The 25,452-nt window shown below is 52.8% G+C and carries 32 protein-coding genes; 17 read left to right on the forward strand and 15 right to left on the reverse strand.

The features are described 5' to 3' along the window. The first annotated feature begins 50 nt into the window (after positions 1-50). The gene (locus SIB72_RS10170) at positions 51-1,196 is read left to right on the forward strand and encodes an FAD-dependent oxidoreductase (RefSeq protein ID WP_115121698.1); all 1,146 of its coding nucleotides are present in this window, start codon (positions 51-53) and stop codon (positions 1,194-1,196) included. Between the two features lie 5 nt (positions 1,197-1,201). Here SIB72_RS10170 and SIB72_RS10175 read toward each other — a convergent pair whose 3' ends face one another. Both SIB72_RS10175 and SIB72_RS10180 read right to left on the reverse strand, forming a co-directional pair. Continuing rightward, positions 1,202-2,476, reverse strand: coding sequence for a Y-family DNA polymerase (locus SIB72_RS10175; protein WP_115121697.1), 1,275 nt, complete (start codon positions 2,474-2,476; stop codon positions 1,202-1,204). Beyond that, the gene (locus SIB72_RS10180) at positions 2,476-2,919 is read right to left on the reverse strand and encodes a LexA family protein (RefSeq protein WP_170953972.1); all 444 of its coding nucleotides are present in this window, start codon (positions 2,917-2,919) and stop codon (positions 2,476-2,478) included. Before SIB72_RS10180 ends, SIB72_RS10175 begins: the two co-directional genes overlap by 1 nt. Positions 2,920-3,011: 92 nt before the next feature. On the opposite strand from SIB72_RS10180, the gene SIB72_RS10185 reads away from it, so the two are divergent. Further along, positions 3,012-3,413: a hypothetical protein gene (locus SIB72_RS10185; RefSeq protein WP_115121696.1), complete on the forward strand. Its 402-nt coding sequence runs from the start codon at positions 3,012-3,014 to the stop codon at positions 3,411-3,413. On the opposite strand, the gene SIB72_RS10190 is transcribed toward SIB72_RS10185, so the two are convergent. From SIB72_RS10190 to SIB72_RS10205, 4 genes are all read right to left on the reverse strand, one after another. After that, positions 3,394-4,098 carry an SGNH/GDSL hydrolase family protein gene (locus SIB72_RS10190; RefSeq protein ID WP_413743802.1) on the reverse strand — a complete coding sequence of 235 codons (705 nt, stop codon included), beginning with the start codon at positions 4,096-4,098 and terminating at the stop codon, positions 3,394-3,396. The genes SIB72_RS10185 and SIB72_RS10190 overlap by 20 nt on opposite strands. Next, complete coding sequence (locus SIB72_RS10195) at positions 4,085-4,273, reverse strand: hypothetical protein (RefSeq protein WP_115018157.1); 189 nt, start codon at positions 4,271-4,273, stop codon at positions 4,085-4,087. Before SIB72_RS10195 ends, SIB72_RS10190 begins: the two co-directional genes overlap by 14 nt. A gap of 100 nt (positions 4,274-4,373) precedes the next feature. After that, complete coding sequence (locus SIB72_RS10200; RefSeq protein ID WP_256359596.1) at positions 4,374-4,508, reverse strand: hypothetical protein; 135 nt, start codon at positions 4,506-4,508, stop codon at positions 4,374-4,376. A 129-nt stretch (positions 4,509-4,637) separates the two neighbouring features. Then, positions 4,638-4,862: a hypothetical protein gene (locus SIB72_RS10205; RefSeq protein WP_413743803.1), complete on the reverse strand. Its 225-nt coding sequence runs from the start codon at positions 4,860-4,862 to the stop codon at positions 4,638-4,640. Positions 4,863-5,346: 484 nt separating this feature from the next. On the opposite strand from SIB72_RS10205, the gene SIB72_RS10210 reads away from it, so the two are divergent. From SIB72_RS10210 to SIB72_RS10240, 7 genes are all read left to right on the forward strand, one after another. Then, positions 5,347-5,511 (forward strand): hypothetical protein, encoded by a 165-nt coding sequence (locus SIB72_RS10210; protein ID WP_170953971.1) that lies wholly within the window; start codon positions 5,347-5,349, stop codon positions 5,509-5,511. Between the two features lie 541 nt (positions 5,512-6,052). Next, complete coding sequence (locus SIB72_RS10215) at positions 6,053-6,313, forward strand: hypothetical protein (protein ID WP_413743804.1); 261 nt, start codon at positions 6,053-6,055, stop codon at positions 6,311-6,313. A 745-nt stretch (positions 6,314-7,058) separates the two neighbouring features. Continuing rightward, a complete protein-coding gene (locus SIB72_RS10220; RefSeq protein WP_115121692.1) occupies positions 7,059-8,093 on the forward strand; it encodes a chlorophyll a/b binding light-harvesting protein in 1,035 nt (344 codons plus the stop codon). A gap of 226 nt (positions 8,094-8,319) precedes the next feature. Beyond that, positions 8,320-8,925 (forward strand): histidine phosphatase family protein, encoded by a 606-nt coding sequence (locus tag SIB72_RS10225; protein ID WP_413743805.1) that lies wholly within the window; start codon positions 8,320-8,322, stop codon positions 8,923-8,925. Then, positions 8,922-9,158, forward strand: coding sequence for a hypothetical protein (locus tag SIB72_RS10230; protein ID WP_413743806.1), 237 nt, complete (start codon positions 8,922-8,924; stop codon positions 9,156-9,158). Before SIB72_RS10225 ends, SIB72_RS10230 begins: the two co-directional genes overlap by 4 nt. Then, positions 9,155-9,946 (forward strand): alpha/beta fold hydrolase, encoded by a 792-nt coding sequence (locus tag SIB72_RS10235; protein ID WP_413743807.1) that lies wholly within the window; start codon positions 9,155-9,157, stop codon positions 9,944-9,946. Before SIB72_RS10230 ends, SIB72_RS10235 begins: the two co-directional genes overlap by 4 nt. A 2-nt stretch (positions 9,947-9,948) precedes the next feature. Further along, on the forward strand, positions 9,949-10,905 hold the full coding sequence (locus SIB72_RS10240; protein WP_115121797.1) for an NAD(P)/FAD-dependent oxidoreductase: 957 nt from the start codon (positions 9,949-9,951) through the stop codon (positions 10,903-10,905). A gap of 38 nt (positions 10,906-10,943) precedes the next feature. Here the strand turns inward: SIB72_RS10240 and fldA are convergent, their stop codons facing one another. From fldA to SIB72_RS10270, 6 genes are all read right to left on the reverse strand, one after another. Further along, complete coding sequence (fldA, locus tag SIB72_RS10245) at positions 10,944-11,453, reverse strand: flavodoxin FldA (RefSeq protein ID WP_115018182.1); 510 nt, start codon at positions 11,451-11,453, stop codon at positions 10,944-10,946. 1,949 nt (positions 11,454-13,402) lie between these two features. After that, positions 13,403-13,648 (reverse strand): hypothetical protein, encoded by a 246-nt coding sequence (locus SIB72_RS10250; RefSeq protein WP_413743808.1) that lies wholly within the window; start codon positions 13,646-13,648, stop codon positions 13,403-13,405. A gap of 510 nt (positions 13,649-14,158) precedes the next feature. Beyond that, entirely contained in the window at positions 14,159-14,593 is a 435-nt protein-coding gene (locus tag SIB72_RS10255; RefSeq protein ID WP_115121688.1) for a 23S rRNA (pseudouridine(1915)-N(3))-methyltransferase RlmH, read from the reverse strand. Next, positions 14,590-15,057 (reverse strand): hypothetical protein, encoded by a 468-nt coding sequence (locus SIB72_RS10260; RefSeq protein WP_115121687.1) that lies wholly within the window; start codon positions 15,055-15,057, stop codon positions 14,590-14,592. Before SIB72_RS10260 ends, SIB72_RS10255 begins: the two co-directional genes overlap by 4 nt. Further along, positions 15,057-15,533, reverse strand: coding sequence for a pentapeptide repeat-containing protein (locus tag SIB72_RS10265; RefSeq protein WP_115121686.1), 477 nt, complete (start codon positions 15,531-15,533; stop codon positions 15,057-15,059). The genes SIB72_RS10260 and SIB72_RS10265 overlap by 1 nt, the downstream gene beginning before the upstream one ends. Before the next feature lie 88 nt (positions 15,534-15,621). Further along, a complete protein-coding gene (locus tag SIB72_RS10270) occupies positions 15,622-15,990 on the reverse strand; it encodes a hypothetical protein (RefSeq protein ID WP_413743809.1) in 369 nt (122 codons plus the stop codon). A gap of 527 nt (positions 15,991-16,517) precedes the next feature. On the opposite strand from SIB72_RS10270, the gene SIB72_RS10275 reads away from it, so the two are divergent. The 8 genes from SIB72_RS10275 (at position 16,518) to SIB72_RS10310 (ending at position 22,953) form a co-directional block, all read left to right on the forward strand. Then, the gene (locus tag SIB72_RS10275) at positions 16,518-16,952 is read left to right on the forward strand and encodes a YraN family protein (RefSeq protein WP_413743810.1); all 435 of its coding nucleotides are present in this window, start codon (positions 16,518-16,520) and stop codon (positions 16,950-16,952) included. A gap of 17 nt (positions 16,953-16,969) precedes the next feature. Further along, positions 16,970-17,803 (forward strand): 16S rRNA (adenine(1518)-N(6)/adenine(1519)-N(6))-dimethyltransferase RsmA, encoded by an 834-nt coding sequence (rsmA, locus tag SIB72_RS10280; RefSeq protein WP_413743811.1) that lies wholly within the window; start codon positions 16,970-16,972, stop codon positions 17,801-17,803. Between the two features lie 4 nt (positions 17,804-17,807). Then, positions 17,808-18,740 (forward strand): 4-(cytidine 5'-diphospho)-2-C-methyl-D-erythritol kinase, encoded by a 933-nt coding sequence (gene ispE / locus SIB72_RS10285; RefSeq protein WP_115121685.1) that lies wholly within the window; start codon positions 17,808-17,810, stop codon positions 18,738-18,740. After that, on the forward strand, positions 18,737-19,096 hold the full coding sequence (locus SIB72_RS10290; RefSeq protein ID WP_115121684.1) for a DUF3082 domain-containing protein: 360 nt from the start codon (positions 18,737-18,739) through the stop codon (positions 19,094-19,096). Before ispE ends, SIB72_RS10290 begins: the two co-directional genes overlap by 4 nt. A gap of 202 nt (positions 19,097-19,298) precedes the next feature. Then, positions 19,299-20,282, forward strand: a complete 984-nt coding sequence (locus SIB72_RS10295) for a pyruvate dehydrogenase complex E1 component subunit beta (RefSeq protein ID WP_115018207.1) — start codon at positions 19,299-19,301, stop codon at positions 20,280-20,282. A gap of 3 nt (positions 20,283-20,285) precedes the next feature. After that, positions 20,286-21,761: a protein translocase subunit SecD gene (secD, locus tag SIB72_RS10300; protein WP_115121683.1), complete on the forward strand. Its 1,476-nt coding sequence runs from the start codon at positions 20,286-20,288 to the stop codon at positions 21,759-21,761. Positions 21,762-21,773: 12 nt separating this feature from the next. Next, positions 21,774-22,736, forward strand: a complete 963-nt coding sequence (gene secF, locus SIB72_RS10305; protein ID WP_413743812.1) for a protein translocase subunit SecF — start codon at positions 21,774-21,776, stop codon at positions 22,734-22,736. After that, on the forward strand, positions 22,729-22,953 hold the full coding sequence (locus SIB72_RS10310) for a hypothetical protein (protein ID WP_115121681.1): 225 nt from the start codon (positions 22,729-22,731) through the stop codon (positions 22,951-22,953). The genes secF and SIB72_RS10310 overlap by 8 nt, the downstream gene beginning before the upstream one ends. A gap of 17 nt (positions 22,954-22,970) precedes the next feature. Here SIB72_RS10310 and SIB72_RS10315 read toward each other — a convergent pair whose 3' ends face one another. Genes SIB72_RS10315 through psb28 form a run of 3 tightly spaced genes read right to left on the reverse strand, consistent with a single transcriptional unit; the run spans position 22,971 to position 25,450 of the window. Continuing rightward, positions 22,971-23,969: an AI-2E family transporter gene (locus SIB72_RS10315; RefSeq protein WP_115121680.1), complete on the reverse strand. Its 999-nt coding sequence runs from the start codon at positions 23,967-23,969 to the stop codon at positions 22,971-22,973. 9 nt (positions 23,970-23,978) lie between these two features. Continuing rightward, positions 23,979-25,067, reverse strand: a complete 1,089-nt coding sequence (locus tag SIB72_RS10320; RefSeq protein ID WP_413743813.1) for an AI-2E family transporter — start codon at positions 25,065-25,067, stop codon at positions 23,979-23,981. Further along, entirely contained in the window at positions 25,064-25,450 is a 387-nt protein-coding gene (psb28, locus tag SIB72_RS10325; RefSeq protein ID WP_413743814.1) for a photosystem II reaction center protein Psb28, read from the reverse strand. The genes SIB72_RS10320 and psb28 overlap by 4 nt, the downstream gene beginning before the upstream one ends. Positions 25,451-25,452: the final 2 nt, after the last annotated feature.

Below are 25,452 nucleotides of genomic sequence, written 5' to 3' on the forward strand. Positions count from 1 at the left end.
CACCTTGCGTTCAGTCCCGCATCCTTTAGGGGTGTGATTGTGCTGCTGCTATGGCATCGTCAACCCTTGCCGTGAACAAGGTGGCAATCATCGGCGGTGGCATCGCCGGTTTGACTCTCGCGATCGCCCTGAAGCGACAGGGAATCGAGGTGTCGGTACACGAAAAATACAGCCACTATCAGAGTCACCCCACCGGGTTTCTGATTTGGAGTTACGCCATCAAGATCCTTCAGGATCTTGGAGTCCCCGTGGACGCGTTTGGCGCTCCGCTGGAGGTCTTCCGCATGCACGGTCGTCAAGGTCGGTTTGTGGTTGATATGCCGATCGGTGAGATCTCCCGTCTCAATGGGGCGGATAGTTATGAGGTCAACCGTTTACGTCTCTCCCAGACGCTTGCGGAGATGGTGGGTGATGACCTCAGGCTTGGCGATGAATGCGTCTCTGTGGACAGCACTCCGCAACAAGCGATGGTGACCTTCGCCGATGGTCGTCGTTTGCAGGCTGATGTGGTGATCGCCTGTGATGGCGCCAATAGCGTTGTGCGCCAGTTCCTCCATCCCGATGTGGCGCTGAACATGCTGGGGTCTGGAGGTTGGATCGCGGTGATCGATCAGATCCCTCCTGGCCTCCCCCTCGGCTATCAGATGGATTTCTGGTTACCTGGTTGCAAGGCCGGTGTCGCCCAGCTTGGCCATGGTGAAACTCGATGGTACGCCGCATTTACGGAGATGCAGGCCAGTGCCACCGTGTCGAAGAAACAGCAGATCTTGAGTCGACTGAACCCCATTCCCGATCTGATTCAGCACTGTTTGGATCTCACCAATGAAGATCAGATGGTGTACACCCAGGCGGGTGATCTTCTTGCTCTTTCCTCTTGGTATCGCGATCGAGTCTTGATGATCGGTGATGCGGCCCATGCCACCAGTCCCTATGCCGGAATGGGGGCCTGTGCAGCGATTGCCGATGCTGCGGCTTTGGCGGAACTGATTGGATCGGGCCGGCCGGTTCCAGAGATTTTTGAGTGTTTTCAGCAGGCACGAAAGCCAGTGGCCGATGCGGTGATCCAAGATTCCCGCCAGAGTCTTGATCGTTCCACCTCCGCCGGTGTCCGGGCCTGGATCAGGGATCTCATCTTCAAGAACATTCCTGAGCCCAAAATGCAGGAGATCGTGCAGGCGATGGTGAGCGGGCATTGATCCATTCAGGCCCGCACCACCGGCACATCGCTCAGTCGTGTTGTGGCGGCGCGCCCTAGTCGCTGACGCCGCATCATCCAGCTCGGTGCCATCCCGCAGGCGGCCCAGCCGACCGTGCCGTTTCCGTAGCGTTGATTCAGTCGGTCGATGGTGTGCATCAACGCCTCCCGTCGTTGTTGCTCCTTGGGGCTGCAGGGGACCAGCAGGTGGTGCTGTAGTTGGTTGGCTGCTTGGAGGTGCTGCATCAGGACGCCGGCTTTCGCCAGCGGCCGATGCGGTTGAAAAATGCGTGTGACCAGGGGAAGTGCTGCCTTCAGTAAAACGGTGGTGTCATTGCTGGGTAAGTCGAGCCTGGTGCTGGCTGCTTTGCTGTAAAACCCCGGACTGAAAGCGCTGGTACGGGTGTAGATCGTGAGGGCAGCGGTGTGTTGTCTCTGTTGGCGTAGTTTTTCAGCCGCGCGCACCACATAGGAGGCGATCGCTTCCCGTAGTTCTTCGATGTTGGTGATCGGTCGGCTGAAGCTTCGACTCACGCAGGTTTCCTGCTTCGGAGCTGGTGCCAGTGCAAGGGGCAGGCACGCTTGGCCTTGCAGTTCTCGCTGCAATCGACAACCCACCACGCCTGCTTTCGACCGGAGTACGCCGGTGGGCATATCGCGCAATTCCCTTGCATTGGTGATGCCGCGGCTTCGGCACCAATGGGCCAGCTTCCGGCCGATCCCCCAGACGTCTTCGATCGGGATCGCCTCCAGCCAGGGATCGGGATCGGCGCAGTGCCCCAGATCAAACACGCCGGCATGGGAGGACATGCCTTTGGCGAGATGGTTGGCGAGCTTGGCCTGGCCTTTGCTGCTTCCCAGGCCGATGGCAATCGGTAGCCCCAGGTTGCGTTTGATCTGGGCGCGCAGCAGCCGGGCCCATGCGTTCAGATCGCCGTTGGCGGGCCTGGTGAGATGGGCGAAGGCTTCATCGATCGAATAGATCTCGAGCTCTTCCACCTGGACCTCCAGCAAGCTCATGAGACGCTGGCTCATGTCGGCGTAGAGGGCGTAATTAGAGCTGCGCACCACCACATTCAGGCGTTGCAGCTCCCGTTGGGCTTGAAAGAAGGGTGTTCCCATCGCGATACCCAGGGCCCGTGCTTCAGCACTGCGGGCCACGATGCAGCCATCGTTGTTGGAGAGCACCACCACCGGCTTCCCCTGTAGAGCTGGATCGAGGCTCTGCTCGCAGGAGGCATAGAAGTTGTTGGCGTCGATCAATGCGATGGCCTGGGGCATCAGAGTGGGTGGATCACGTGTATGGCTACGCCCCAGATCTGCACATCGATGCAGCGCTGAAGCTCCAGGTTTGGATAGTCCGGATGGGCGGCCTCCAGGTGCAGACCATGCCCATCACGCATCAGGCGCTTGAGCGTGAAGGCGCCATCCAGCACGGCTACAACCACTCGGCCCGGCCTGGGCTCGAGGCTGCGGTCGATCACCAGCAGGTCGCCGTCATGGATGCCGGCACCGATCATCGAGTCGCCGCTGACGCGTAAGAAGAACGTGCTGCTGGGGTGGTGAATCAGCTGCTCATTCAGGTCAATCCCGACGTCCACATAGTCGTCGGCTGGGGAGGGGAACCCTGCTGCTACCCGTGCTTCGGCGAGGGGGAGTGCAAGCAGACGGCGCCGGGACCGGAGCGGCAGCGGCGTGTTCGGGAGCTCCAACGCGCGAACCATGCATCTGCCTTTAATGGTACAGGTGTTCTATAGAGGAGTGGTGTGGTTGTGGCCCGGTGGCGGAGGATGCTTGCTCAACAAGGCTTTTCGCGATGGCTGACGCCCCTTATCTCGTTGCTCTGGCGTTGATGGAGCAGAACGGGCGCCGTGCCCTGCCGCTGGGAGGACGATCTCTGCCGGCCGATGCCGCTTCTGATTTGACCGGTGACAATCCCCATGCGATCGCCCGTGAGCTGGCTCTCGAGTTGCTGCTGCGGGTTTGGCAGCGCAGCGATGAGGGTTCTCTGCAGCGGGCGGCGGGCCCCGCCAGTTTTCTGTTGGTGGAGTTGCCGATGGAGCGTCTCCCGGAGGATCTGCCGGCGCTCAAAGCGGCTTGGCTCAACACAGGTGACACCGAGGCCTTTCAGGAGGGACTGCAGGCGATCGTTGGGAGGGCCTGGACGGTTGCAATCGAGAAGTTTCAGCCACTCACCTTCACGCCTTGGCCGCGATGAGCTCGGCAAGAGCGTCAGCGATCAATGCCTGGTTGCTGCAGTCGAAGTGAACGCCGTCGAGCTGGGATGGGCTCGCGACGGTCTGCACGTTGAAATAGATCACTCCCATCTCCGCCGCTAGTTGGCGATAGAGCTCGGCCAGGGCAATCGACTTCTCGTCGGCGCCTTCAAATCCCCAAGCCAAGGACTGGGGAGTGATCTGGATAGCAGGAGGCGTCATCAGAATGATCGCCGGAGATTGCTTTGGCATGGCTCTGGGGCCACAGTCATGGGCTCTGCGGATGTCGTGAATGAGAATCTGCGCCCCTGTGGTGATCTGTTCAGCCGCAAGGTTGAGATAGGCCTTGCAGTCATTGCATCCGAGGGCCAGAACCACCGTATCGAGAGGTTTGTGGCTGTGGAGAGATGTCATCAACGTGCTCCGGCCGCTGCAGCTGTAATCCGCTCCATAGCGCGCTGCTCCGATGGGATCGTCCAACAGCCAGGTGCGGGAATTCAGCCCTTCTTCAATGACATGCCATTGCATGGCAGGTCGACGCTCGTGGAGATTCTCTGCCAGTTGCTGTGGCCAGCGCAGACCATCGGCAATTCGACCACTGCCATTGGGATTGAATCCCCAGGTGTTGGAATCACCGAAACAGAGGATGCGTCGGTGGTCAGGCAACGGCGGCTCAGCGTCCGTCACGTTCGGCGATGGCTGCATCCAGGGAGATGCCCCGTGTTTCTGCAGTCGTGACAAGGCGGTAGGCCGTGAGGCGATCGTTCACGACATGGCAGTGATCGCCGGCGTCGCAGATGCGGAAGCGACCGCCTTGGATGAAGTCAGCGGTGAATCCGGAGGAGGTTCTGAGCATGCGCATGATTGGCTGTCTCCGGTTGGAGTCATCCTCGGACTGACTGGGCCTGCGCGCTTGAGGAGGAATACCTAAAGCAGGCGACGAATTAAGCGATTGCTCTCATTCATCCCTGCGTCACCTTGTTTAGACCGGACGTACCCCTGGAGGTGGAAGTGATGCATTCGTCAGCCATGTCAACGACACCCAGCAGTGGAGAGTCTTCTCCGGCGTGTCGTTGGCCTCCCAGGCCTCGGGTCATTCAGTCGCTCCTGAGCCTGGCCTGGAGACATCCTCGCTCTGAACGCCCCGCCTGGTTGCGGGCTGAGGTAGGCGAGCCTTTAGGTGCTGATGCTCAGCCATTTGGCGAATAATCAAGCATCGTCATGCTTCAGCCGGTCAAGACCTGCTCGGCTCTGGTGGGTTGTGAAACCCCTTCTTCGCTTGACTTCAGCTGCCACTGAAGGGTGGTGGTGCAGGGGTCAGCTGAGATTGACGAGAGCTGGATCCTGGAGGAGGACGGCGCGAGGGGAGTGATTGGCTCGGCCGTGTTGAGGGTGAAGGCAGAGGTGAGAGCCAGCAAGGCTCCGATCAGACCAGATTCAAACGACATCATTGATTCAGGCTGGTGGAGGCTCTGACCTCCGGATGTCATCAACGTCGCTGTTCTGGTCAACCGATTCGATAATTCAGCTCACAAACTGCTGTGATGCTGGTCACAACCCAGACCCATGGCTGTGGAAGCAAGGCGGAGATTGGCCCGTTCAAGCTGACGTTTTTTACTGTCTACAAGGTGGTGACTGGAGACCACACAGCATGATTCAAAACCATCTTGCTGGAGGCACACCCTCAGACAGCCATCCTCCAGCGTGGTGACATGCATGACGATTCCTGCTGAATGATGGGGTCATCGTGCGAGCTCTGCAGCGATGCGACCAGGGGCATTTTTGCCTAAAGCTGTCTGGCTTTGCAATCGAGATGTCAGCAACCAAGGCGATGACAAGTGCTGAGACTGGTTGAATGATGAAGGCTATTTTGGTCAGGAATTAAGAGTCAATCCCTAAACTCACCGCTAAGCTTGCGAGGGAATTAACTCTGTCATGGCTGATCACAACTCAAAGCACTTCCAGCTCATCAAGTTGGAAGACTCATGGATGCTGAAGACATCTCATGTGATCAAAGATCAAGATGGTGATTGGCTGCTAAGCAGAACAGAGCTTCAAGAATTGATGGCTTTACTGGAATCGGCCAGTGATGATATTTAGAGATGCCTCATGGCGCAGTGTTTGATCACTGCGCTGCTTGAAAGCCATCCAGAGACTCGAGAATGAATGGATTCAGTCGGGATTGAGTATTCCATTCTGGCCTAATGACAGAGGCTTTAGCCTCGAATCGCTTAAAGGATCAGGAGGCAAGCGAATTGAGGGTCAAGAGGGAGGTATTCAAGTCTTGAACGTTGCAATAAACTCACTCGCCTCCTCTCATCAGAGTGCACACCAGCAGAAGCAGCTTCGGATCGATAGGTCACGTTCAAGGCAGGGAGCTTGGTTGATGGCTGATCCCCTATGCCGTGGTTAAAAGCAGTAGCAGGTTGATACTCAAGATCAAACTAGGGATTGATCCGGCTCGATCATGGACTCTCAGCTAGGCCTGAATCAAGAGGATTGCGGCAAGACGCCAACGGATTTGGATCGACTCATTTGCTACAGGTATGGCGTGGGTATGAGGCCGGCCAGGAGGTCAAGGTATACAGGCAAAGCGAGTCTTAGGATTAAGGTTGCCGAACAGCTGTGAAATTAAACTCAGATGAGCCTCAGTCAATTTGAAGTGGCCGTTGGTGGTATTAGCTCTATCCCAGTCCTATCAGCAATTATATTTGGCCTCTACAAAGGCATGGGTGAGAAAAATCTAGTCAGTACGCAGACAAAGAAGAAAACCACTGTGAAAACCTCTGCGAAAAGCACAAAGGGAGATCAAAAGCCGACAGACAAGCCAGATAAGGTATCAACTCAAAAAGCAGAGAACACTGCTCAGGCTGAAAAGTCAAAAGTCAAGCAGCCTAATTGAACTGAGAGGCCAAGCCAGCGAAGCCTGATCATTTCTATTAAAACGGAATGGGAAGTGAAACAGTCCACAGATGATCAGTTGGTTGAGTTTGATCTGACATTCACTCTTCTCCGGCAGAAAAGTATTGCCGAATGAACATTTGTAGGCAAACAGCTTTGTCGAGCCAACGGATATGGTTTGACTGAATCGATTTATTGTTGTTAATACGAGCGTAGAAGGCCTAAGTGTTGGCCGAGTAAAGCTTTTGATAGTAACATTTAATGTCTCTCATGATTCCTTTTGGTGAGATGCATAAATGTTGGGAGATCTTTGAATAAGGCCAGTTTTGTGCACGCAGAGCAATAGCCATGGCGAGCCGCTTCTCTCGCCATTCATACATTGATCCCAAGGAGTATGAAAATCGCATTTGAGTTCTGAGTCATGGATCACTTTTATACCCTGCATGCATAAGTGACAAAGAACAAACCGTACGGAGCGAGGTTCAGGTGATACAGGGAAGATGCACAAGAAGGGTGCCGGAACGACGTCTTAGACCCGTTACAGAAGTGCTTTGGTCTTTGCCGATAAACGCTCAAAAGATACAGGGTCCAAAAGATGTGCGCCCATGTAAAATACGTACAGACTTAAATGTGCTGTATTTGACAATGCTTAGTACTGGATAATACGACGGCAAAAAGCTATGTAAACACCAACAGTATTGGATTGTTGATGAGGACTAGCTTCGAGAAGCCATCTCATTCAAATCATGCAGTCCTATGGGAATCCATCAGTCACATACGACTGGTGGGCAGGTAATTCTGGTGTAGCGAAACGATCAGGGTCATTTATTGCGGCACACGCTGCCCATGCCGGCCTCATCATGTTTTGGGCAGGTGCATTTACTCTGTTTGAGCTAGCTCACTACGACCCATCGATTGCTCTTGGTGAGCAAGGTCTCATTTTGCTGCCCCATCTGGCGGGATTAGGTTTTGGCTACGACGGGGTTGGAACACAGCTAGATCAACAGCCCTACATCGCGATTGCAGCCTTTCACCTGGTTTCATCTGCAGTGTTGGGAGCTGCAGGCCTATGGCACACGCTTCGCGCACCCAAAGACTTGGGTGAAGCAGAGGGACGAGCCAAGAAGTTTGACTTTGCCTGGGACGACCCGAAGAAACTCAGCTTCATTCTTGGCCATCACCTAATCTTTCTCGGTTTAGGTGCCATTGCCTTCGTGGAATGGGCCAAGCATCATGGAATTTATGATGCTGCTCTAGGAGCAGTAAGAACGGTTGAACCAAACATTGATTTGGGGATGGTTTGGGGTTATCAGACCAACTTCCTTTCAATTTCCAGTCTTGAAGATGTGATGGGTGGCCATGCGGTATTGGCCTTTGCTTTGACCATCGGTGGTGTATGGCACATCATCAGTTCTCCTTTTGGGCCATTTAAAAAGGTTCTGATTTTCAATGGGGAGTCAATTCTTTCCTATTCATTGGCCGGTCTAGCACTGATGGGTTTTGTGACTGCCATTTGGTGTGCACAGAATACAACTATTTATCCGGTTGAGCTGTATGGGGAACCTCTGAAACTTCAGTTTGCCTTTTCACCCTATTTTTCTGATACTGCTCAGCTAACAGGGGATGCACATACTGCGCGTGCATGGTTGGCGAATACCCATTTCTACCTAGGCTTCTTCTTCCTTCAAGGCCATTTTTGGCATGCTCTACGTGGGATGGGCTTTGACTTCAAAAAAGTTGGTCAAGCACTCGACAACCTTGGGGAAAGTAAAGTTAGCTAATCGCGCCATCGATCCTCTGCCTCGAGATGTGATCACACTCAGGCGTCATACTCTGAAGTCCCCCTAGCAGAAGGGGGATTTTTTTTGGGTAGCCATAGGATTAAATATCACACAATAACGTGTCGAAAATCATCTCTCTTCGTATCGCATCAAAGCGAATGTTAGCTGTGTCTGGATAAATTAACTTGAAATAGATAGCACGATGAAGCTTAAGCAACTGATTTCGATGGGAGCACTGGGTTTGCTTATCGGCGGATGTTCCTTGAACAATCATGCTGATACACAGACAGAGCTCTCTAGCAAGCAGTTAATTGATTTGATCCAGGATGGTGGATACATTCTTTATATTCGCCATGCTCAAACAACTGAGGACTGGGCTGATCAAGCATCACCACAGTTAGATATTGATGATTGTTCCACTCAGAGGAAGTTAAGTTCACAAGGAATCAATCAGGCAAAACAGATCGGAGAAGGAATCAAATTCCATGCAATCCCAGTAGAGTCTGTACAAACAAGTGAATACTGTAGAGCATGGAAAACCGCTGAGCTTGCATTTGGTCAATATCAGAAAACAGATCAACTTAATTTCCTGCCTTGTGAGATATGTAATCAAGATCAAATTTCTCAATATAAGCAACGAGTCGACCCCCTACTGAATCAAGCGCCAAGTGTTGGAAAGAATATTGTTTTAGTCGGACATGATGATCCTTTTGAAGCCTCAACTGGAATCTATCCTGAGCCAATGGGAGTGACCTATGTCATTAAGCCGATTCCCAATCAAACCCCTCAAATCATGGGCAAACTTACAGCTGAAGAATGGGTTATTCAATGAATTATAAGCGCTCTACTACCATTCCAAATAAACCACAAATCGTTGATGTGTACCTTTCTTCAGTTACAGCACAAGTGATCAATGAAACTGATCTTCATTGGTTAGAAAGCAACCAATGGGAAGACAGTTCAGACAAGAAACTTGTCGCCAAGCTCTTGTCAGAGGTTCGTTCTGGCTTGATCAAAGTTACGACGAGAACCAAGGCCAAGGACTATTCAAACTTTTACCAATGAATTCCTATAGTCAACTCAAGGCAAAATCACTTCAAAAACCCATAGAACTGCTATGGATTGATCTACAGCCAAGTCTTAAACCTTTTAGCAAACGTTTATCTTGCGAACTGGCCACTATTAATCATATTGTCAGACGCTGGGAGTTTCATCAAGAGCCTGACGAATATTGCACTACGCAACTGATCGAATCCTATCTACTTGAAGAACTGCGCAAAAACAAGGATGAAAAGCCAGTTTTGATCGGCCATGGCATCAGTGGCCTCTTTGCTAGTAATTTTGCTGCTAAACATCCTGACCTTGTTGATGGATTGATTCTTATTTCAGTTGACACAAAGACCTCTAACTATTGGTTTTCTCATTATTATCAAATGAGAAATCTATACGAAAACCTTGAGCGCCAACAGGTTATTAATCATTTGGTGCCAATGTTGCTTGGTAGTGACAATCGAGTGGATCATCAAAAAATAAGTGGTTTATTCCTCAATACACTCGATAAGGAATACTGCAAAGGCTCAGTCCTTAAGCCTATTAATATGGAATCGATTCAGATCCCCCAAAACCTACCTGTTCTGGTACTAGTTGGTGATAAAGACTTTGTCGTTGACCGACAGTCAGAGCAGCGCTGGCAAAATTTACTCAAAAGTGGAGACAGATTTGCTTTTATTGAAGACGGATATCACTTCCCTCAGCTTTTCAAATCGAGACAATGTGCATCAGAAATTGAACGATTTCTGATGATGACATGCAATTTATCAATCCCTAACACACTCACTCTTTTGGCAGGCTAATGATGGATTCATTTGATTACGATGTCATCATTATTGGTGGAGGGCCAGCGGGTTGTAGTTGTGCATTGTACACATCCCGATCATCACTGAAAACACTGATTCTCGATAAAAATCCTGGTGCTGGAGCATTGGCAATTACACATAAAATTGCAAACTATCCAGGTGTTAAAACTAGTATTTCAGGTTTAAATCTGCTTGAGATGATGCGTGAGCAGGCTATTCAATATGGAGCAGAGTACAAAGTTGCTCAGGTCTATGGAGTTCAACTAGATGAAGACTATAAATCAGTCTTCACTCCTGATGGTGTCTATCGGGGTAAGGTTCTTGTTTTGGCGACTGGAGCGATGGCTCGGGAGAAGACCTTTGAGGGAGAGGAAGCCTACCTTGGTAGAGGCATCAGCTACTGCGCAACATGTGATGCTGCCTTTTTCAAGCAACAGGATGTGGCTGTGTATGGTTCAAACCAAGAGTCGATTGATGAATCTCTCGTGTTGGCGAAGCTTGTTAAGCAACTGTACTGGATTCAACCTTCTAAACCCTCAAATAAATTAAATAATATCGATACTTTGACTGACAAGGCTAATGTTTCTGTTTTAAAACGTACCAGCCTCGTCTCTATTCAAGGCAATTCAGAGGGAATACAGTCGTTAATGTTATACGAGAAATCAAACTCACGCAAATTCGAGCTCAGTATTGATGGTGCTTTTATTTATGCTGACGGAACAAAACCGATTATCGATTTTTTGCATGGCCAAATTCCATTGGATCAATTTGGTGGAGTAAAAACAGATGCAGAATTGAAAACAGAGATGGATGGGGTTTGGGCAATTGGTGATATCCGTAATACACCTTTCAAGCAAGCTGTAGTGGCCAGTTCTGATGGCTGTATAGCGGCTATGTCGATTGATAAATACCTCAATACCCGAACCGATTTCAAGGTCGACTGGGTTCACCGATAATAGAGGTGGGCAGGAAATATTGTTCCTGCCCTGCTCTATCACAAGGATGATTTTATTTGTCCGACCCAGTTCTGTAGTCGTTCATCTGATAGATCAGGCTCATTGTCCTCGTCAATAGGAAGACCACAAAACTTCCCATCAACCACACTTTTAGAGGCATTATATGTATAACCATCAATATCTACTTTGCCGACTATATTTGCCCCAGCGGCTAAAAATGCTGTATACAGCTCTTCCATAGCATCGCAGAAAAAGTCGGAATACGAAGAGGAGTCTCCTAGGCCTACGATGGCTACTGTTTTACCAGCAAAGTCCATATTTGGAATTTCGGTAACATGTTCATCCCATGATGTGCCGGAACGACCTTCATCTGCACCCGTATTCCATGTTGGTACGCAGCAGATTAATGATTCAGCATTCACAAGTTCGTCTGCGGACCCGAGATCATCCACATCTTTGGCTTCCGAACCGGGTAGTAGTTCTTTTAGACGGTCAGCGATATCTTCTGTTTTACCAGTGGACGTTGCGAAGAAAATTGTGGGGCTCATGAAAAAGCAATCTGAACACTTTTATATTGAACCGTCATGCGCTTCAGCGCCTTGATCAATGAGCGTCAAGAGGGTGATTTTTTATTCACGCTTCGAACTCATAATTGCTCACTCGTATTGGCAATACCATTACTTGAAGGACGGAAAAATGATAACGTTTCTTCGAGGCCAATAGTCCGGATTAACTGAAGCCAATTGTTGCGTTCCTTTGTATTTGACTCGATATGGTCTATGAATTCCTCGAGCTGTGAATTCGACCATCGTGGCATAGGGATCACCTTTTCGGCTCTCATGGAATTAACCCTGCACATCGCCATTCAAATGGATTTGGCCTCAATACTGTTGTAGTGAATGATTCGATGCTTTGTAGCGTGTGCACGTGAGTGCCCTCTGCAATTGTGCGTCTGTTTCGGTTTTGGTTGTTGATCGAATATTGAGCGACTTGCTGACTATTTTTGAGATTGAATGCTTATTGAGGCTTCTAATATGTTTGGCTCTGGATTGATTTAATCGCTGTGATTCCTTATGACCGCTAAGTACGCCTGAAATGGCTGATGGTTATTGCAGTTTCTGCTGCTCTATCAATCTTCCCGGGATCTGATCTCGTTGGTTCCCTATTTTTCCTTTCTTGAGTAATCGCTACTGATCGATGTTCCACGGGCCACTTTCATCGTACCTATTGTTTCAAGTGCAATAGGTTGAAACTCGTTGAACCAACGATCAACGGCTTCTCGTTCTTCTTCTTCGCATCGTGCCAGGAATTCTATAAGGCGTAGATCCATCGTGTTTATGGGGTCTCTCAATAGGATGCCTTGCCCTGTCGGAACTTGATGTCAGCTCCATACCAAAGCTTGTTTTATTTGATCCTCACATGCGTAGCCAAGTGATTCTATTACTGCGTCTATACGATCGAAAGAAATTATTCACTCTGTCAAGCCATTGATTCTTGGATGACTGGCGAAATGCAGGCTGTTTATTAGGTCTTTTTTATTGGGTCTATTTTTGATTTGTAAGCTTTTGATCAGCAAGACTCTCGCTGATCCAATCCTTGTCTCTGAAATGATTGTGATTGTTAACACCAGAGAGTTATTTTTCGGGTTGTACTCATTCCAATGATCTTCCTGTGTCACTTATGTTATTAGTGACAAGTTTGCCGGCCTTTTTGTGCGATATCACTGTATCCCAGGTGGCAGAGAGGAAGCCATCACCTCTCTGACCCGGGTGACTCAAGGTGTCGACCACCCCAGAGTCTTGATGACTTTATCGGTGATGGAGTCATTGGGTGGAGGATAGGATCTTCTTCTTCTGCTTATTTGTTTATTTTGTTTGTGATCAATGATGCTCCCGTTCGTGCTAATGGTGCTTCATCGTTGCTCCTTATCTGCCGGATTGTATTGCCGCTGATGATCGTCGCCGCGTTGGTGATGCAATGTAGTTCATCTGTTTGTTTGTTGAATTGGTGTGCCGTTGATCCTCTCTCTGTCATCAGTCCACCTCACTCGAGATGTTTAGACCACTGTTGATCCTCTTCTTTTTCTTTAAGCATGTGCTTGGCCATTGATCAGGCGACGCATCGAGATAACACCGTGATTGGCAGGCAAGCTCTACGCCAATCCAACATAATCGTCTCTCTGCTTGCCCGTCATCATCAGCCTAAATGTTCCTCTCTTTCGCTCTCATTCTCTGCGCATTCATCGGAGCGACTGAAACCTCAGCAGAACAGACTGTGTCAGGTTTCATTCTTTTTGTTGCGTCTTGTTCTTGTGATTACGCCTCCCATTGTAAAGGTGGCTGGCATCATACTTTTTATTTCCTGCTGATCTCGTCACCCCCCTATTGGATCGATCATTCTTGTGGCCTTGGCTGCTTTTTCGTCTCGTCAACCATCAAGTCATTGTCGCGCAGCATTTTTGACATCGTGGCCGGTTGTTTGGTTGCTCTCCGTCGCATCATTTTGTGTTCATCACCCCTTTATCCGATGAACAATCATTCGGGTTCAGGGCGAGCATCTCTGAGCCTGTCTTGGTGAGTAGAGAAGAGTTGCTCGTGCTCTTCTCTGCTTTCCTTGCTGCAGTGATTCGACTGGCTTGTTCGCTGCATTCTTTCCTAGTCACGCAAGTTGTCGTCGTCATCTGCTTCTGCTCTTTGATGTTCTGTTGGATCCACGCAGCTTGGGCATGATCTGTTTCACCCATTCAGCCAGCAGAATCTGGGTTGTGCTGGTGGAAATTTCCAAGCCCCCACCAGCCCAACAACCGTCCACCCGAGGAGCCTGAGGGGAAGCCATCACCCCTCAGTCCCGGATCAACCCAAAGGGACGACCTCCCTTGAGTCACCTCTACTTTCTTCGGTCAATGATGCGTTTCGGTCCGCAATGAGTCGGCCTGTGGTGATCAGTGGCTCATTCTTGTTGTCACCAATGCTTCTGATCGGATTGTTCCTCTCCTTCGGGCCTTGTTGGCCTACACCTGATCAGCAATGTTGTTAGAGAGACTCGAGCATGATGTTCTCCTGTTTCGCTTGATTGTCGATTTGTTCGCTCTTCTACTTGCTTGCCATCTTCCGATTGGTTTGAATACTATTGTTGCTTGTCTTTGCTCATCATTATCTTCTTCTTCTTCTTCTTCTTGCTTTAGAATTAAGTATGGATCTAACGTGTCGCTAGGAGAGTATTTTGATGCTCCTGCTGGCCCTGTCAGTTGCCTTTATCCTCGGTGATAGGGGCTTCCTGATTGGATTGCTTTGGCTCTGAACAGCTGTTCCAGTAAGAGCAATCGGGCCAGGTCGTGTGGAAAAGTCATGGGTGATAAGGACAGCCTCCATGTGGCCGACTGCTTGAGCTGTTGTGTGAGTCCATCCGCACCACCAATCACAAAGGCAAGTCGTTCCGATCCGTACCGCTCAAGTTGTGCGGCGAAATTCACAGAATCAAACCTATCTCCTTCTTCCGCCAGCATCACTGTGGTCTCATCGGGTTTCAGGGCTTGGCGTATGCACTCAGCCTCCTTCTCTGGGGTGCTGTCCCGTAGTTCGGTCACAGTCAGGCCCGGAAGACGTTTGAGGTAGATCGAGATCCCCTCCTGAACCCATGCCTTGCGAACCTTCCCCACGGCCAGAATTCGGCATCGGCTTGGGTTCAAGATTCGTCCTCGTCGTCTTCCAATAAGAGTTGTCCGAACGTCACATACAGGCTTTCCTCTTCGCTGCCTGGAGGCGCTGTTAACTGGCGGGGCCGTGTATTTTTACCCTTTTTGTTCTCTCCTCTGGAGCCTTTCGTGAGCTCTTCCATTGCTTGAGATGGATCTTGACCACCACTTTCATTACCGTGTTGTGCTGACGATCGATCCTTGCGTCGACGCTCTTCATCCTTCTTTTGTTCGGCCTTTTTTAGCCGTGCCATTAGATGTTCAGGAACGTTTCCGTCATTGCTGACCTTCATTAGCTCATGAAAGAGCAGTTCGGGATCGTCTTCCGTCTCGACACGATGCCGTTTGGGGTTTGATTTGGAATCTGGCGCAGTCTTTTGCTGTGGTGCGTCAAGTGGCTGTGGCAACTCTCGACCGAGTTGCCGTAATCGTTCCAAGCTACGGGGGTCAAAGCTCATCAGCAGCCAAGCGTGTCGCGTGTCTCGCGCCCAGTGACGGGATTTGTTCCCTCTGCTGCTGCGCAGAGGGATTTCAGCACATCCCCACGCACAGGCACGTTGGTGAAATCAGCACCGCTGATTTTGACGTTGATAAACCTTGTATTGAAGGCAAAGGCGTCTTCGAGCACAGCATTGGTGAGGTCAGTGCCTTCCAGTACTGCTGAATCGAGAGTGGCGTCTCGTAGGTTGCTGTTGCTGAAGTCGGCATCCTGCAACTTGGCTCCGTAGAGGCTGGCCCCTTGCAAATTGCTTCCAGACAAGTTTGCCTCCCTCAGATTGGTGAGGTTAAAGGTCACTCCCTGCATGTCACGATCGGCAAAGTCAGCCCCGATCAAGACCTGTTTGGCATAGTCCATCGCGGCTTCAGCAGGAGCCAGCGGCAGGGTGATCACCAGGACTAGTGCGATCAAGGCGTTCAGCAGCTGTCGACACATCGGGGGATGGTATGCACCCGACAAGCCTAGGCCGCTTCCGCATTCAGGCGGGCAGGTTTTGGTTCGGTCCATCAGCGGTTGTTGGTGATCAGGCCATTGGCTTCTTGATTGCTTGTACGAGTTTGTCGAGATGTTCCTCCCTGGCATCCCAAAGTTCGATCAAGACTGGTGCGATGCAATCGTTCATCACACCTACCCGTTGCTCTCGACAAATCTGCTTCAAGATTGCATCGACGTCATCACGACTTGGCAGATCAATGGTTCTGATGCCGTCATCTTCCATCTCGACAGGCCATGCATTGGTGATGGGAAGCCAGACCAGTAGATCTAAGTGCTGGATTGATTCTCTTGCATGCGGCAACATATCTGTCACAAAGTTGTTGCTAATGTCACTTGTTTTGCAGTTTTCAGTGTATTGAGAGTATGCAATCTCATCAACTGGCCACCGATCAAGCATGACGCAATCCGTGCGGTTTTGTTTGGTATTGATTCGACCAGTTCTGTAATACAACTGGGCGCCGTTGTCTAGTTTGCTGCATTGATCGCGACATCCAATCTTGTAGCCCTCGTGATCTCGTGCACGGTAAGGCTCTTCTTTTCTGGCGTTATGGGCATGACGGTTGACCTAGTCACGCACAAAGGTCACTTCGTTCTGGGAATGAGTACCACTGATTGCAATACGCATCCTGTTGCATTCCTATCATTTCTTTCTAGTGGATCATTCGTGTGATCTATCGATCGAATCCATTGATTGGGATTTGTCGTCAAGCGGTTTCTAGTTGCTCGTCCCAGCAATCAACTGATCTTCGTCTCTTTTGCTCTTCGTGCTTGTGGTCTGAGTTGGTGGCTGTCGTCCTCGCGTTCTCTTGGCACTGTTTTGCTTGTCACCATGGATTCTGGTTGGTCAGTGTCGATCTCTTGACGAGGGCTTGGCCCTGATCAACCTTTTTTCGATTGAACGTGTTCTGGCATCGGCGATGGGGAATGGTTCTGATCAGCGATGACCTGTCTGCCATGTGCTCTCCCCGTTTGAGCTTGGATCCTGGTCTTTGGGCTGAACGACACACCCGCGATCTGTTGCTTGCAAGTGGCTGGTGTTGTTTGGATCAGCGCTGGCGTTGTCGTTACGGAGAAATCGATCTCCTCATGGTCAAATCCTCAGGTCTGAAACAGCGCTTGTTAGTGGTCGAAGTCAAAGGTCGAAGTCGCTGTGGTCGTGATGCTTGGGGTCTGTCTTCGTTGACTGCCAACAAGCGTCGCAGACTGATTCGGGCTGTTGACTGTTGGCGACAGGCTCATCCCTGGAGTGATGACTTCTTGCTCGAGCTGATCTTGGCCTTGGTTCCCCTTCCGCCTGCTGATGGTCCCGTTCGCTGGATCCCTGTACTGGACATGACGCCTGTCCATCCTTCCCCTTGATCCTTCAGGCTGGGGTGATGAGTTTCTCTGGTCACACCGCTCGAAAACGCTTCGGTCAGCACTGGCTTCGTGATGCACGCGTGCTCGATCAGATCCTTGAGGCCTCTGATCTCAGCGCTGAGGACCGGGTGTTGGAGGTCGGGCCTGGTCGGGGCGCTCTCAGTGAACGCTTGCTCAGTTCCCCTGCTGCTGCGGTCCATGCAGTGGAGCTTGATCGTGATCTTGTCGCAGGCCTGCGTGAGCGCTTTGGCGAGCATTCTCGGTTTTCGCTTTGTCAGGGGGATGTGCTCAACGTCCCGCTCACCTTTCCCGACGGACGGGCTGCCACCAAGGTGGTCGCCAATATTCCCTACAACATCACTGGGCCGTTGCTGGAGCGTCTCGTCGGTCGCCTCGATCGTCCCCTGAAAAGTCCTTACAAACGTCTGGTCCTGCTGATCCAGAAGGAAGTGGCCGAACGCATCCGGGCTCGTCCTGGCGATCGCAATTTCAGTGCATTGAGTGTGCGCATGCAATTGCTTGCGCGTTGTACGACGGTTTGCCCTGTCCCCCCGCGCTGTTTCCAGCCACCCCCGAAGGTTCAGTCGGAGGTGATTCAGATCGATCCGTTGCCGGCGGATCAACAACCCGAACCTGCTTTGGCGATCCGTGTGGATCGCTTGTTGAAGCAGGCCTTCCTTTCCCGTCGCAAGATGCTTCGCAACACCTTGACTGGGATCTGTCCTCCTGATCAACTCCAGGACCTCGCCAGCGCAGCTGGCTTCAATTTGCAGCAGCGGCCCCAGGAGCTGGCACCGTCTGTTTGGATCGAACTGGCGAGGGGTTTGAATCAGGCCCACTCCCCAGCTTGATCGGATGACGGCCACCGTTCGCGTTACCGCTCCCGCCAAGATCAACTTGCACCTTGAGGTGCTTGGTTTGCGAGACGACGGCTTTCATGAGTTGGCGATGGTGATGCAAACCATCGACCTGGTTGATCAACTCACCTGCCACAACACTTCTGATGGTCTGATTCACCTCAGTTGCGATGTGGACGGTCTCAGTACGGGGAACGACAACCTGATTGTTCGAGCTGCGGAGCTTCTGCGCAGTCGTTCAGGTTTTAACGAACTTGGTGCAACGATCCATCTGACCAAGCGCATCCCAATTGGTGCGGGTTTGGCTGGTGGATCCAGCGATGGTGCCGCTGCCCTGGTTGCCCTCAATACCCTCTGGGGTTTGGGTCACAGCCGCCAGAGCCTGGAATCCTTGGCCGCTGAGCTGGGCTCCGATATGCCCTTTTGCATCGCCGGCGGGACCCAGCTCTGCTTCGGCCGAGGCGAGGTGTTGGAAGCCTGCACGTCGTCTGTTGCCCCGATGGGTGTCGTGTTGGTGAAGGATCCGAGTGTCAGTGTCTCGACCCCTTGGGCTTACGGCGAATGCAAGCGACAGCGTGGCGACGCCTATCTCCAAAGTGAGAGCGCTTTTGAACAACGACGTCAGCGATTGAGACATGCAGATTGGCTCAGGCCATTGCGGCCTGATCTGCCGCCGCCGCTCCAGAACGATCTCCAGATGGTGGTGGCACCCCAAACCACTTCCGTTCGCACAGCTCTTGATCTGCTCTCCTCCCTCCCAGGCCAATTGCGGGTGGCGATGAGCGGTTCCGGACCCAGTTGTTTTGCCCTCTTCGTCGACCGTGAAGCCGCTGACAGGGCCCTCGAACACCACCGTCAAGCCTTGGCTGATGCTGGTTTAGAGGTTTGGAGTTGTTCGTTGCAGGCTGGGGGAGTCAAGCTGGCCCCATGAGTAGTCAAGACACCCCAGCACAGGAGACCAAGCCCCTCAGCGACGCTTCAACTTCGTCTGCCACGGAAGCGACGACCCAACGGCGAAAGGGCCCCCTCAGCTTTCTCTCCGGTTCCATCACCAGCCTTCTGTTGGCCTGGCTTTGTTTTGGCCTCAGCAAGAACATGGTGCTCTATTTCGCTGCCCACTCCCCCCATCTGAGTTCACCGATTGGTCAGAACATTGCCACTGCTCTGAAGACTCTGCTCACAGGAATGTCTTTCCTGGCAACGTTCAGCTTTGCGTTCATCGGTTTAGGACTGTTTCTCGTGTTTCTTCGCAGTCTTTTCACAGGTGAGCAGGCAGATGGTGCCTAGGGTTTGCCCATTGAGCTGTCTGGGCTGTTCCAGGCGTTGATTGGATGACACCCCACGACCTTGGACTTCTGGTGCTTTTGCTCTCGCCTGGGTTGTTGCTCTCGGTGTTGTTGCTCACCACCTTTGCCGCTGGCGGCTGATCCAGCACGGGCTGAGATAGCTTGGCGGCTGACGCCGGCATGGCCGGGATATCCGTAACGCTGTGGCAGGCACGCTTCTCTTCAACGCACTCCGTGAAGCCATCGATGAGGAGATGGCCCTCGATCCTCATGTTTGTGTGATGGGCGAGGACGTTGGTCATTACGGAGGCTCCTACAAGGTCACCAAAGACCTCTGTGAGAAATACGGCGAGTTGCGCGTACTCGACACACCCATTGCTGAGAACAGCTTCACCGGCATGGCTGTTGGTGCTGCGATGACCGGTCTGCGACCGATCGTCGAAGGCATGAACATGGGCTTCCTGCTGCTGGCGTTCAACCAGATCTCCAACAACATGGGGATGCTGCGTTACACCAGTGGGGGGAACTACACGATTCCGACGGTGGTTCGCGGTCCTGGTGGAGTGGGTCGTCAGCTTGGCGCCGAACACAGCCAACGGCTTGAGGCTTATTTCCACGCCGTGCCAGGGATCAAGATCGTGGCCTGTAGTACCCCGACGAATGCCAAGGGCCTGATGAAGGCCGCGATTCGTGACAACAATCCGGTGCTCTTCTTTGAGCATGTGCTGCTTTACAACCTCACCGAGGAACTCCCCGAAGGTGACTACATCTGTGCCCTTGATCAGGCCGATCTGGTGAAGGAAGGCACCGACGTGACGATCCTCACTTATTCACGCATGCGCCACCACTGCCTCAAGGCAGTGGAGCAGCTTGAGGCCGATGGCATCAGTGTGGAACTGATTGATCTGATCAGTCTCAAGCCTTTCGATATGGAGACGATCGCCCGTTCGATCCGCAAGACCCACAAGGTGATTGTGGTGGAGGAGTGCATGAAGACAGGAGGCATCGGAGCCGAATTGATCGCTCTGATCACGGAGCAGTGCTTCGACGAACTCGATGCTCGCCCGGTGCGTTTATCGAGCCAGGACATTCCAACCCCTTACAACGGAAACCTGGAAAACCTCACGATCATTCAGCCTCACCAGATCGTTGAGGCGGCTCAGACAATCGTGCGCGAGGGGCTCTGATCGATGGCACGTCAGCAGGGCTGGTTCGCCCTCATCCTCGCCCTGGCGATCGCTGCAGGATCCGTTCTGCTCTCCTTCCCGATGGAGCTTGGTCTCGATCTGCGGGGAGGAAGCCAGCTCTTGCTTGAGGTGCAGCCAGCAGGGGAGATCACCAAGATCACGCCTAAGGAACTCGAGTTGGTCAAAGCCGTTCTCGATCTGCGTGTGAACGGACTCGGCGTGGCTGAGTCCACGCTTCAGACCGTTGGAGATGACCAGTTGGTGCTCCAACTTCCTGGTGAAACCGATCCCTCTAGAGCCGCGAAGACACTTGGTGAAACAGCCCTGCTGGAATTCAGGGCCCAGACTCCCGATACCCAAGAAGAGATGGAGGGGCTGCTTCGCCTGCGCGCACAGGTGCGCAGCATCCTCGAGCTCAAACAGCAGCGTGAAGAGAGTGATCCTGAATCAGCCCTAACGGCGGATGAACTCGCCAGGGCTCAGAAGGCACTCGGATTGGATGCCTCGGCCGGCAACGAGCAGGAGCAACTTGAGCAGTTGCTCAACAAGGTGAACCAGCAGATTGCAGCTCGCTTCGAACCTGCCGCATTCAACGGCAAGTTGCTTGAACGCGCGGGGCGCAGGCTGAACGATCAGACGTCCAATTGGGCCGTCACCTTGTCCTTCGATGCTGAGGGCTCTCAAGCCTTCGCGGATCTGACCCAATCGATCGCGGGCACTGGTCGGCTCCTGGGAATCTTCCTTGATGGTCGGCCGATCAGTGAGGCCAATGTTGGGCCCAAGTACGAAGTTGCTGGCATCACTGGTGGTAATGCTGAGATCACCGGTAATTTCAGCGCCGAAGAAGCGAGGGATCTTGAGGTGAAACTCAATGGTGGTGCTCTGCCACTGCCTGTGAAGATCCTTCAGGTGCGCACCATTGGTCCGAGCCTTGGCGCTGAAAATGTGCAGCGCAGTTTGTTCGCAGCCCTGTCCGGCCTGGCACTTGTGGCCGTGTTCATGCTGCTGATTTATCGCCTGGCAGGCCTTGTGGCCGTGGTCGCTCTCAGCCTCTATGCCTTATTCAACCTGGCGGTGTATGCGCTGATTCCTGTCACCCTCACGCTCCCTGGTATTGCTGGTTTTATTCTCAGCATCGGCATGGCGGTGGATGCCAACGTGTTGATCTTTGAGCGGATCAAAGACGAGCTTCGCCGTGGCAACACCTTGATTCGTTCGATTGAAACAGGCTTCTCCCAAGCCTTCTCATCGATCATTGATGGCCACCTCACCACCCTGATCAGCTGTGTTGCCCTCTTCACGCTCGGGACAGGGTTGGTCAAAGGCTTCGCGGCGACTCTTGGTATTGGTGTTGTGCTCAGCCTCTTCACCGCTCTCACCTGCACGCGCACACTCTTGCGCTTCCTGATGAGTTATCAGGGTCTGCGACGACCCACGAACTTTCTGCCCCAGCGGCAGCTGCCCACCCAATCCGTCTGAATCACACGCGTCATGATCGCCCTCAATCTCAGTCGATCCCGTCGCCGTGTTTGGTGGATCTCCCTCCTTCTGGTGGGCTTCAGCATTGCGGGACTGGCGCTCTGCTGGACAAACCCTGCCATCAATGCACCACTGCGACCGGGTTTGGATTTCACCGGTGGCACACAGATTCAACTCGAACGCAGTTGTGAGCAAGCCTGCAGTGCATTGCAGGCCAGCGTTGTGGAGAAGGCTCTCATCGCTTCTCCCCTTGATGCTGATGGTGAGACTCCGTCTCCCAATCTCGATAGCGCTCGCGTGCAGCTGCTCGATGGTGGTAAATCGGTCGTCCTGCGTCTTCCCACGCTCACGGCTGGTCAGAGTCAAGCCGTGATCGAGGCCGTTGCCCCTGTTGCCGGTCCCTTCCTTGAGGGCGGTCAGTCCGTTGACACGATTGGTCCCAGTCTCGGCAGTCAGTTGCTGATCAGCAGTCTCACCTCACTGGGTGTTGCCTTTGCCGGGATCGCTCTCTATATCAGCTTTCGCTATGACGGGCGCTATGCAGTTTTAGCCCTGCTAGCTCTTGCCCATGACGTGGTGATCGTCTCCGGCGTCTTTGCTTGGTTGGGGCTTGCAATCGGTTTGGAGGTGAACAGTTTGTTTGCTGTCGCCTTGCTCACCATCGCCGGCTATTCGGTGAATGACACGGTTGTGGTCTTTGACCGCATCCGTGAAAAACAACGTGAGAACGCCGATCTGCCCATCACAGATCAGGTTGATCGTGCTGTGAGTGCCACGCTCACTCGCACTCTGTACACCAGCGGCACCACGCTTCTCCCCCTTGTGGCCTTGATTTTGTTCGGTGGTTCCACTCTCTATTGGTTCGCCATTGCATTGGCTCTGGGTGTGATTGTGGGCAGTTGGTCCAGCATTGCTCTGGCCCCTTCACTGCTCACCATCTGGTCCAGGCGTTCGCCCTCAACTGCCAGTGCCTGAGCCCAGCACTCGCCTACGACAGCAGGGTGAACGCTGGTTCCCTCTGCTGCTGCTCTGCCTGGCCTTGTTTGACCTCCGCACGGAATTGCTGTTATTGCGGGATCACGTCACATTCACCAGCATCAGTTTCGCTGTTCGACACCATCTGTTGGCTGTTGTTGTGATTGGTGCGCTGCCTTCGCTTTGGCATCGTTATGGGCCTTCAGCAAAGCGTTGAAGGCTTCCCATCAGCGTTTATGTCCACCGGTCCATGATTTGACGCACCACGACTAATTCCATGCCCACCTGCAGCACAACGACCAGGGGAAGGGCCAACAGAACCCCTGGCAGTCCAAGCAAGGCTCCAAGACTGAGCTGGGCCATCAAGGCCACAGTGGGCAATAAATTGACAGTGCGACGCAACAGGATCGGCGTGAGGACAAACGCTTCGAGGTTCTGAAGAACAAGGCGCAGCAACAGCACCTGCAGCATCAGCCCTGGTGACACCAGCAAGGCCATCGAGAGCGGCAGCAACGTTGCCGCTGTTGGGCCGATGGTGGGTACAAAGGTGAGAAGGCCGCAGACCAGAGCGCTCAACAGGGCCAGGGGGGCCTTCAACAGGGTGAGCCCTAACCAGGTGAGCAGAAAAACGCTGGTGGCGGAGAGGGTCATGCCAGCCAGCCAGCCGCCCAGTGCCGTTCGGCATTGATCAAGCACCCGTTTCATCATCGCCCGCCCCGGACGGGGCGTGGCAGCGATCAGCATGCGTCGATGCGAGCCGGGATCCAGCACCATCAACACGGCTAGCAGGCTCATCAGCAGCAACTGGACCAGGCCATTGGCTGCTCCACCTGCCACACCAAGGATCTGGCTTCCAAGGGGCTGGATCCGATCCCAGCTGAACTGGGTTGGCAGTCTCTGTTCAAAACTCTGCAGTCGTGGATCGTTGGCCACGATCGATTTGAGCTTGCTGATCACACTCGGTACCAGTGCTCCCAGTTCTTGAACCTGGACAAACAGTTCCGGCACGAGCAGTTGAAGGACCAGGCTGCCGCCCAGGACCAGCAGCAGCAAGACCACCGCTAAGGCCACAGGGCGAGGCAGACCGAAGCGCTGCAGCTTCTGGATTGGAACGTCCAGCGCCACCGCCAGCACCACGGCACCAAATAAGACCAGCAACACCCAGCGCAGTTCCCAGATCAGCAGCGTCAGCACCACGAGGGTGAGAAGGATGAGGAGGTTTCTGGCGTTCATGGCGGCCCCTTATGTCATTGGGCTGAACGCGCGCCGTTCAGGTTTCCAACGATCAAGCATGTCGTGAATCAGCACCTCTCGGATCAACACCTGAAGCACCACGGTCAGAGGTAAAGCCAGAAGCAGCCCAAGCGGACCGAAGATCACGGTGAATAGAAATTGGGCCGTCAGGGTTAGTCCAGGCAGCAGCTTGACTTGGTGATGCATCACTGAGGGGGTGATCACATAGCTCTCGAGGTTTTGGATCACCACATAAAGGCAGAGCACAGCCAGTGATTTCCATGGAGCATCCAGCAGGGCCACAGCCATCGGAAAGATGGTGCTCATCGTTGGCCCCAGGTTGGGAATCACATTCAGCAATCCAGCTAGCAGTGCATTCGCCATCACGAGCTTTACGCCAAGCAGTGATAAACCGATGCCTGCCAGCACTGCAACACAGAGAGAACTAATCAGCAGTCCCACCATCCAACTGCTGAGGGCATCACCACACTGAAGCAGGATCTCTCTGAACCGTCTTCGATAGAAGGAAGGGATCAAAAGAATGGAGGCTTCTCGGTAGGCGGTGGGCTGGACCGCCACCATCAAACTCACTGCAATGACAAACAGAATTTGGATCAATCCGTTGCCAAGATTTCCTGCCAGTCCGAGTAACTGTTTCAGTCCGCCCCCGAGTCCTGAGGCAAGGGTGGCGCCATCTGGCAGCGCTGTGCCATTGGCCAGGAGGCTGGCGCTCCAGTCACTAGCTCCCTGCAGCCCATAGACCATTCCTGAGATGGTGCTGATCGTGGCAATCGCCAGTTGTTTGAGCTCAAGGGCTGCAGCAGGAAGCTGAAGTAACAACTGTTGGAACTGACTGATAAACGGTGGCACCAAAATGGCAATGCCAATGCCGAGCACCAGCAACAGACCCAGCAGGCAAATCACCAGGGCAAGGTTTCTTGCCATTGGCCAACGTTCGCGAAGGCTGCCCACAAGAGTGCAGAGGGCCATGGCCAGCACGATGCCGGCGAACAAATGGATGAGCACATCCCTCAGGCTCCAAAGCAGCAAACAGGCTGCCGTCAGGGCCGCAAGGCCGATCCATTGAGGGAGTTTCACCCGTTTTCGTTGTCACCTTCAGCATTGTCGCCGGTGTTTTCGGCGTAGCCCAGACCATTGGCGGCGGCGTAACGCTGAGCAAAGCGCATAAAACGCTCGAAATCTGCTTCGTTTTTCCAGGTGTAGGTGGCTTCTAGGGCGAAGGGCTTGCCGTTGACGAAGCGTCCATTGACCTCACGCGTCACCAGCGATCCCTCCTCATCCACCATCCACATGCCGGCAATGTCGCCGAGGGTCTCAGGTGCAAGCGCCTGGGGTTCCTCAAACACGAATTTGGCCTGACCGGTGCGGCCATCACGGCTTCGGGTCATGCGGATATCTGGCACGACCGGTTCATTCACACCGCGGAAGAACTGAATGGCTGCATTGGTTTCATCTGCCATGG

This window comes from Synechococcus sp. MIT S9451 (assembly GCF_047304725.1).
In the GTDB taxonomy this organism is placed as follows: Bacteria; Cyanobacteriota; Cyanobacteriia; order PCC-6307; family Cyanobiaceae; genus Synechococcus_C.

Excerpts from the sequence above, each read along its gene's own strand:
- SIB72_RS10170 (WP_115121698.1), top strand. The coding sequence starts at position 51 with ATGGCATCGTCAACCCTTGCCGTGAACAAGGTGGCAATCATCGGCGGT.
- SIB72_RS10175 (WP_115121697.1), bottom strand. The coding sequence starts at position 2,476 with ATGCCCCAGGCCATCGCATTGATCGACGCCAACAACTTCTATGCCTCC.
- SIB72_RS10180 (WP_170953972.1), bottom strand. The coding sequence starts at position 2,919 with ATGGTTCGCGCGTTGGAGCTCCCGAACACGCCGCTGCCGCTCCGGTCC.
- SIB72_RS10185 (WP_115121696.1), top strand. The coding sequence starts at position 3,012 with ATGGCTGACGCCCCTTATCTCGTTGCTCTGGCGTTGATGGAGCAGAAC.
- SIB72_RS10195 (WP_115018157.1), bottom strand. The coding sequence starts at position 4,273 with ATGCGCATGCTCAGAACCTCCTCCGGATTCACCGCTGACTTCATCCAA.
- SIB72_RS10200 (WP_256359596.1), bottom strand. The coding sequence starts at position 4,508 with ATGACCCGAGGCCTGGGAGGCCAACGACACGCCGGAGAAGACTCTCCA.
- SIB72_RS10205 (WP_413743803.1), bottom strand. The coding sequence starts at position 4,862 with ATGATGTCGTTTGAATCTGGTCTGATCGGAGCCTTGCTGGCTCTCACC.
- SIB72_RS10210 (WP_170953971.1), top strand. The coding sequence starts at position 5,347 with ATGGCTGATCACAACTCAAAGCACTTCCAGCTCATCAAGTTGGAAGAC.
- SIB72_RS10215 (WP_413743804.1), top strand. The coding sequence starts at position 6,053 with ATGAGCCTCAGTCAATTTGAAGTGGCCGTTGGTGGTATTAGCTCTATC.
- SIB72_RS10220 (WP_115121692.1), top strand. The coding sequence starts at position 7,059 with ATGCAGTCCTATGGGAATCCATCAGTCACATACGACTGGTGGGCAGGT.
- SIB72_RS10225 (WP_413743805.1), top strand. The coding sequence starts at position 8,320 with ATGGGAGCACTGGGTTTGCTTATCGGCGGATGTTCCTTGAACAATCAT.
- SIB72_RS10230 (WP_413743806.1), top strand. The coding sequence starts at position 8,922 with ATGAATTATAAGCGCTCTACTACCATTCCAAATAAACCACAAATCGTT.
- SIB72_RS10235 (WP_413743807.1), top strand. The coding sequence starts at position 9,155 with ATGAATTCCTATAGTCAACTCAAGGCAAAATCACTTCAAAAACCCATA.
- SIB72_RS10240 (WP_115121797.1), top strand. The coding sequence starts at position 9,949 with ATGGATTCATTTGATTACGATGTCATCATTATTGGTGGAGGGCCAGCG.
- fldA (WP_115018182.1), bottom strand. The coding sequence starts at position 11,453 with ATGAGCCCCACAATTTTCTTCGCAACGTCCACTGGTAAAACAGAAGAT.
- SIB72_RS10250 (WP_413743808.1), bottom strand. The coding sequence starts at position 13,648 with ATGGGTGAAACAGATCATGCCCAAGCTGCGTGGATCCAACAGAACATC.
- SIB72_RS10260 (WP_115121687.1), bottom strand. The coding sequence starts at position 15,057 with ATGAGCTTTGACCCCCGTAGCTTGGAACGATTACGGCAACTCGGTCGA.
- SIB72_RS10265 (WP_115121686.1), bottom strand. The coding sequence starts at position 15,533 with ATGTGTCGACAGCTGCTGAACGCCTTGATCGCACTAGTCCTGGTGATC.
- SIB72_RS10270 (WP_413743809.1), bottom strand. The coding sequence starts at position 15,990 with ATGCTTGATCGGTGGCCAGTTGATGAGATTGCATACTCTCAATACACT.
- SIB72_RS10275 (WP_413743810.1), top strand. The coding sequence starts at position 16,518 with ATGGTTCTGATCAGCGATGACCTGTCTGCCATGTGCTCTCCCCGTTTG.
- rsmA (WP_413743811.1), top strand. The coding sequence starts at position 16,970 with ATGAGTTTCTCTGGTCACACCGCTCGAAAACGCTTCGGTCAGCACTGG.
- ispE (WP_115121685.1), top strand. The coding sequence starts at position 17,808 with ATGACGGCCACCGTTCGCGTTACCGCTCCCGCCAAGATCAACTTGCAC.
- SIB72_RS10290 (WP_115121684.1), top strand. The coding sequence starts at position 18,737 with ATGAGTAGTCAAGACACCCCAGCACAGGAGACCAAGCCCCTCAGCGAC.
- secD (WP_115121683.1), top strand. The coding sequence starts at position 20,286 with ATGGCACGTCAGCAGGGCTGGTTCGCCCTCATCCTCGCCCTGGCGATC.
- secF (WP_413743812.1), top strand. The coding sequence starts at position 21,774 with ATGATCGCCCTCAATCTCAGTCGATCCCGTCGCCGTGTTTGGTGGATC.
- SIB72_RS10315 (WP_115121680.1), bottom strand. The coding sequence starts at position 23,969 with ATGAACGCCAGAAACCTCCTCATCCTTCTCACCCTCGTGGTGCTGACG.
- psb28 (WP_413743814.1), bottom strand. The coding sequence starts at position 25,450 with ATGGCAGATGAAACCAATGCAGCCATTCAGTTCTTCCGCGGTGTGAAT.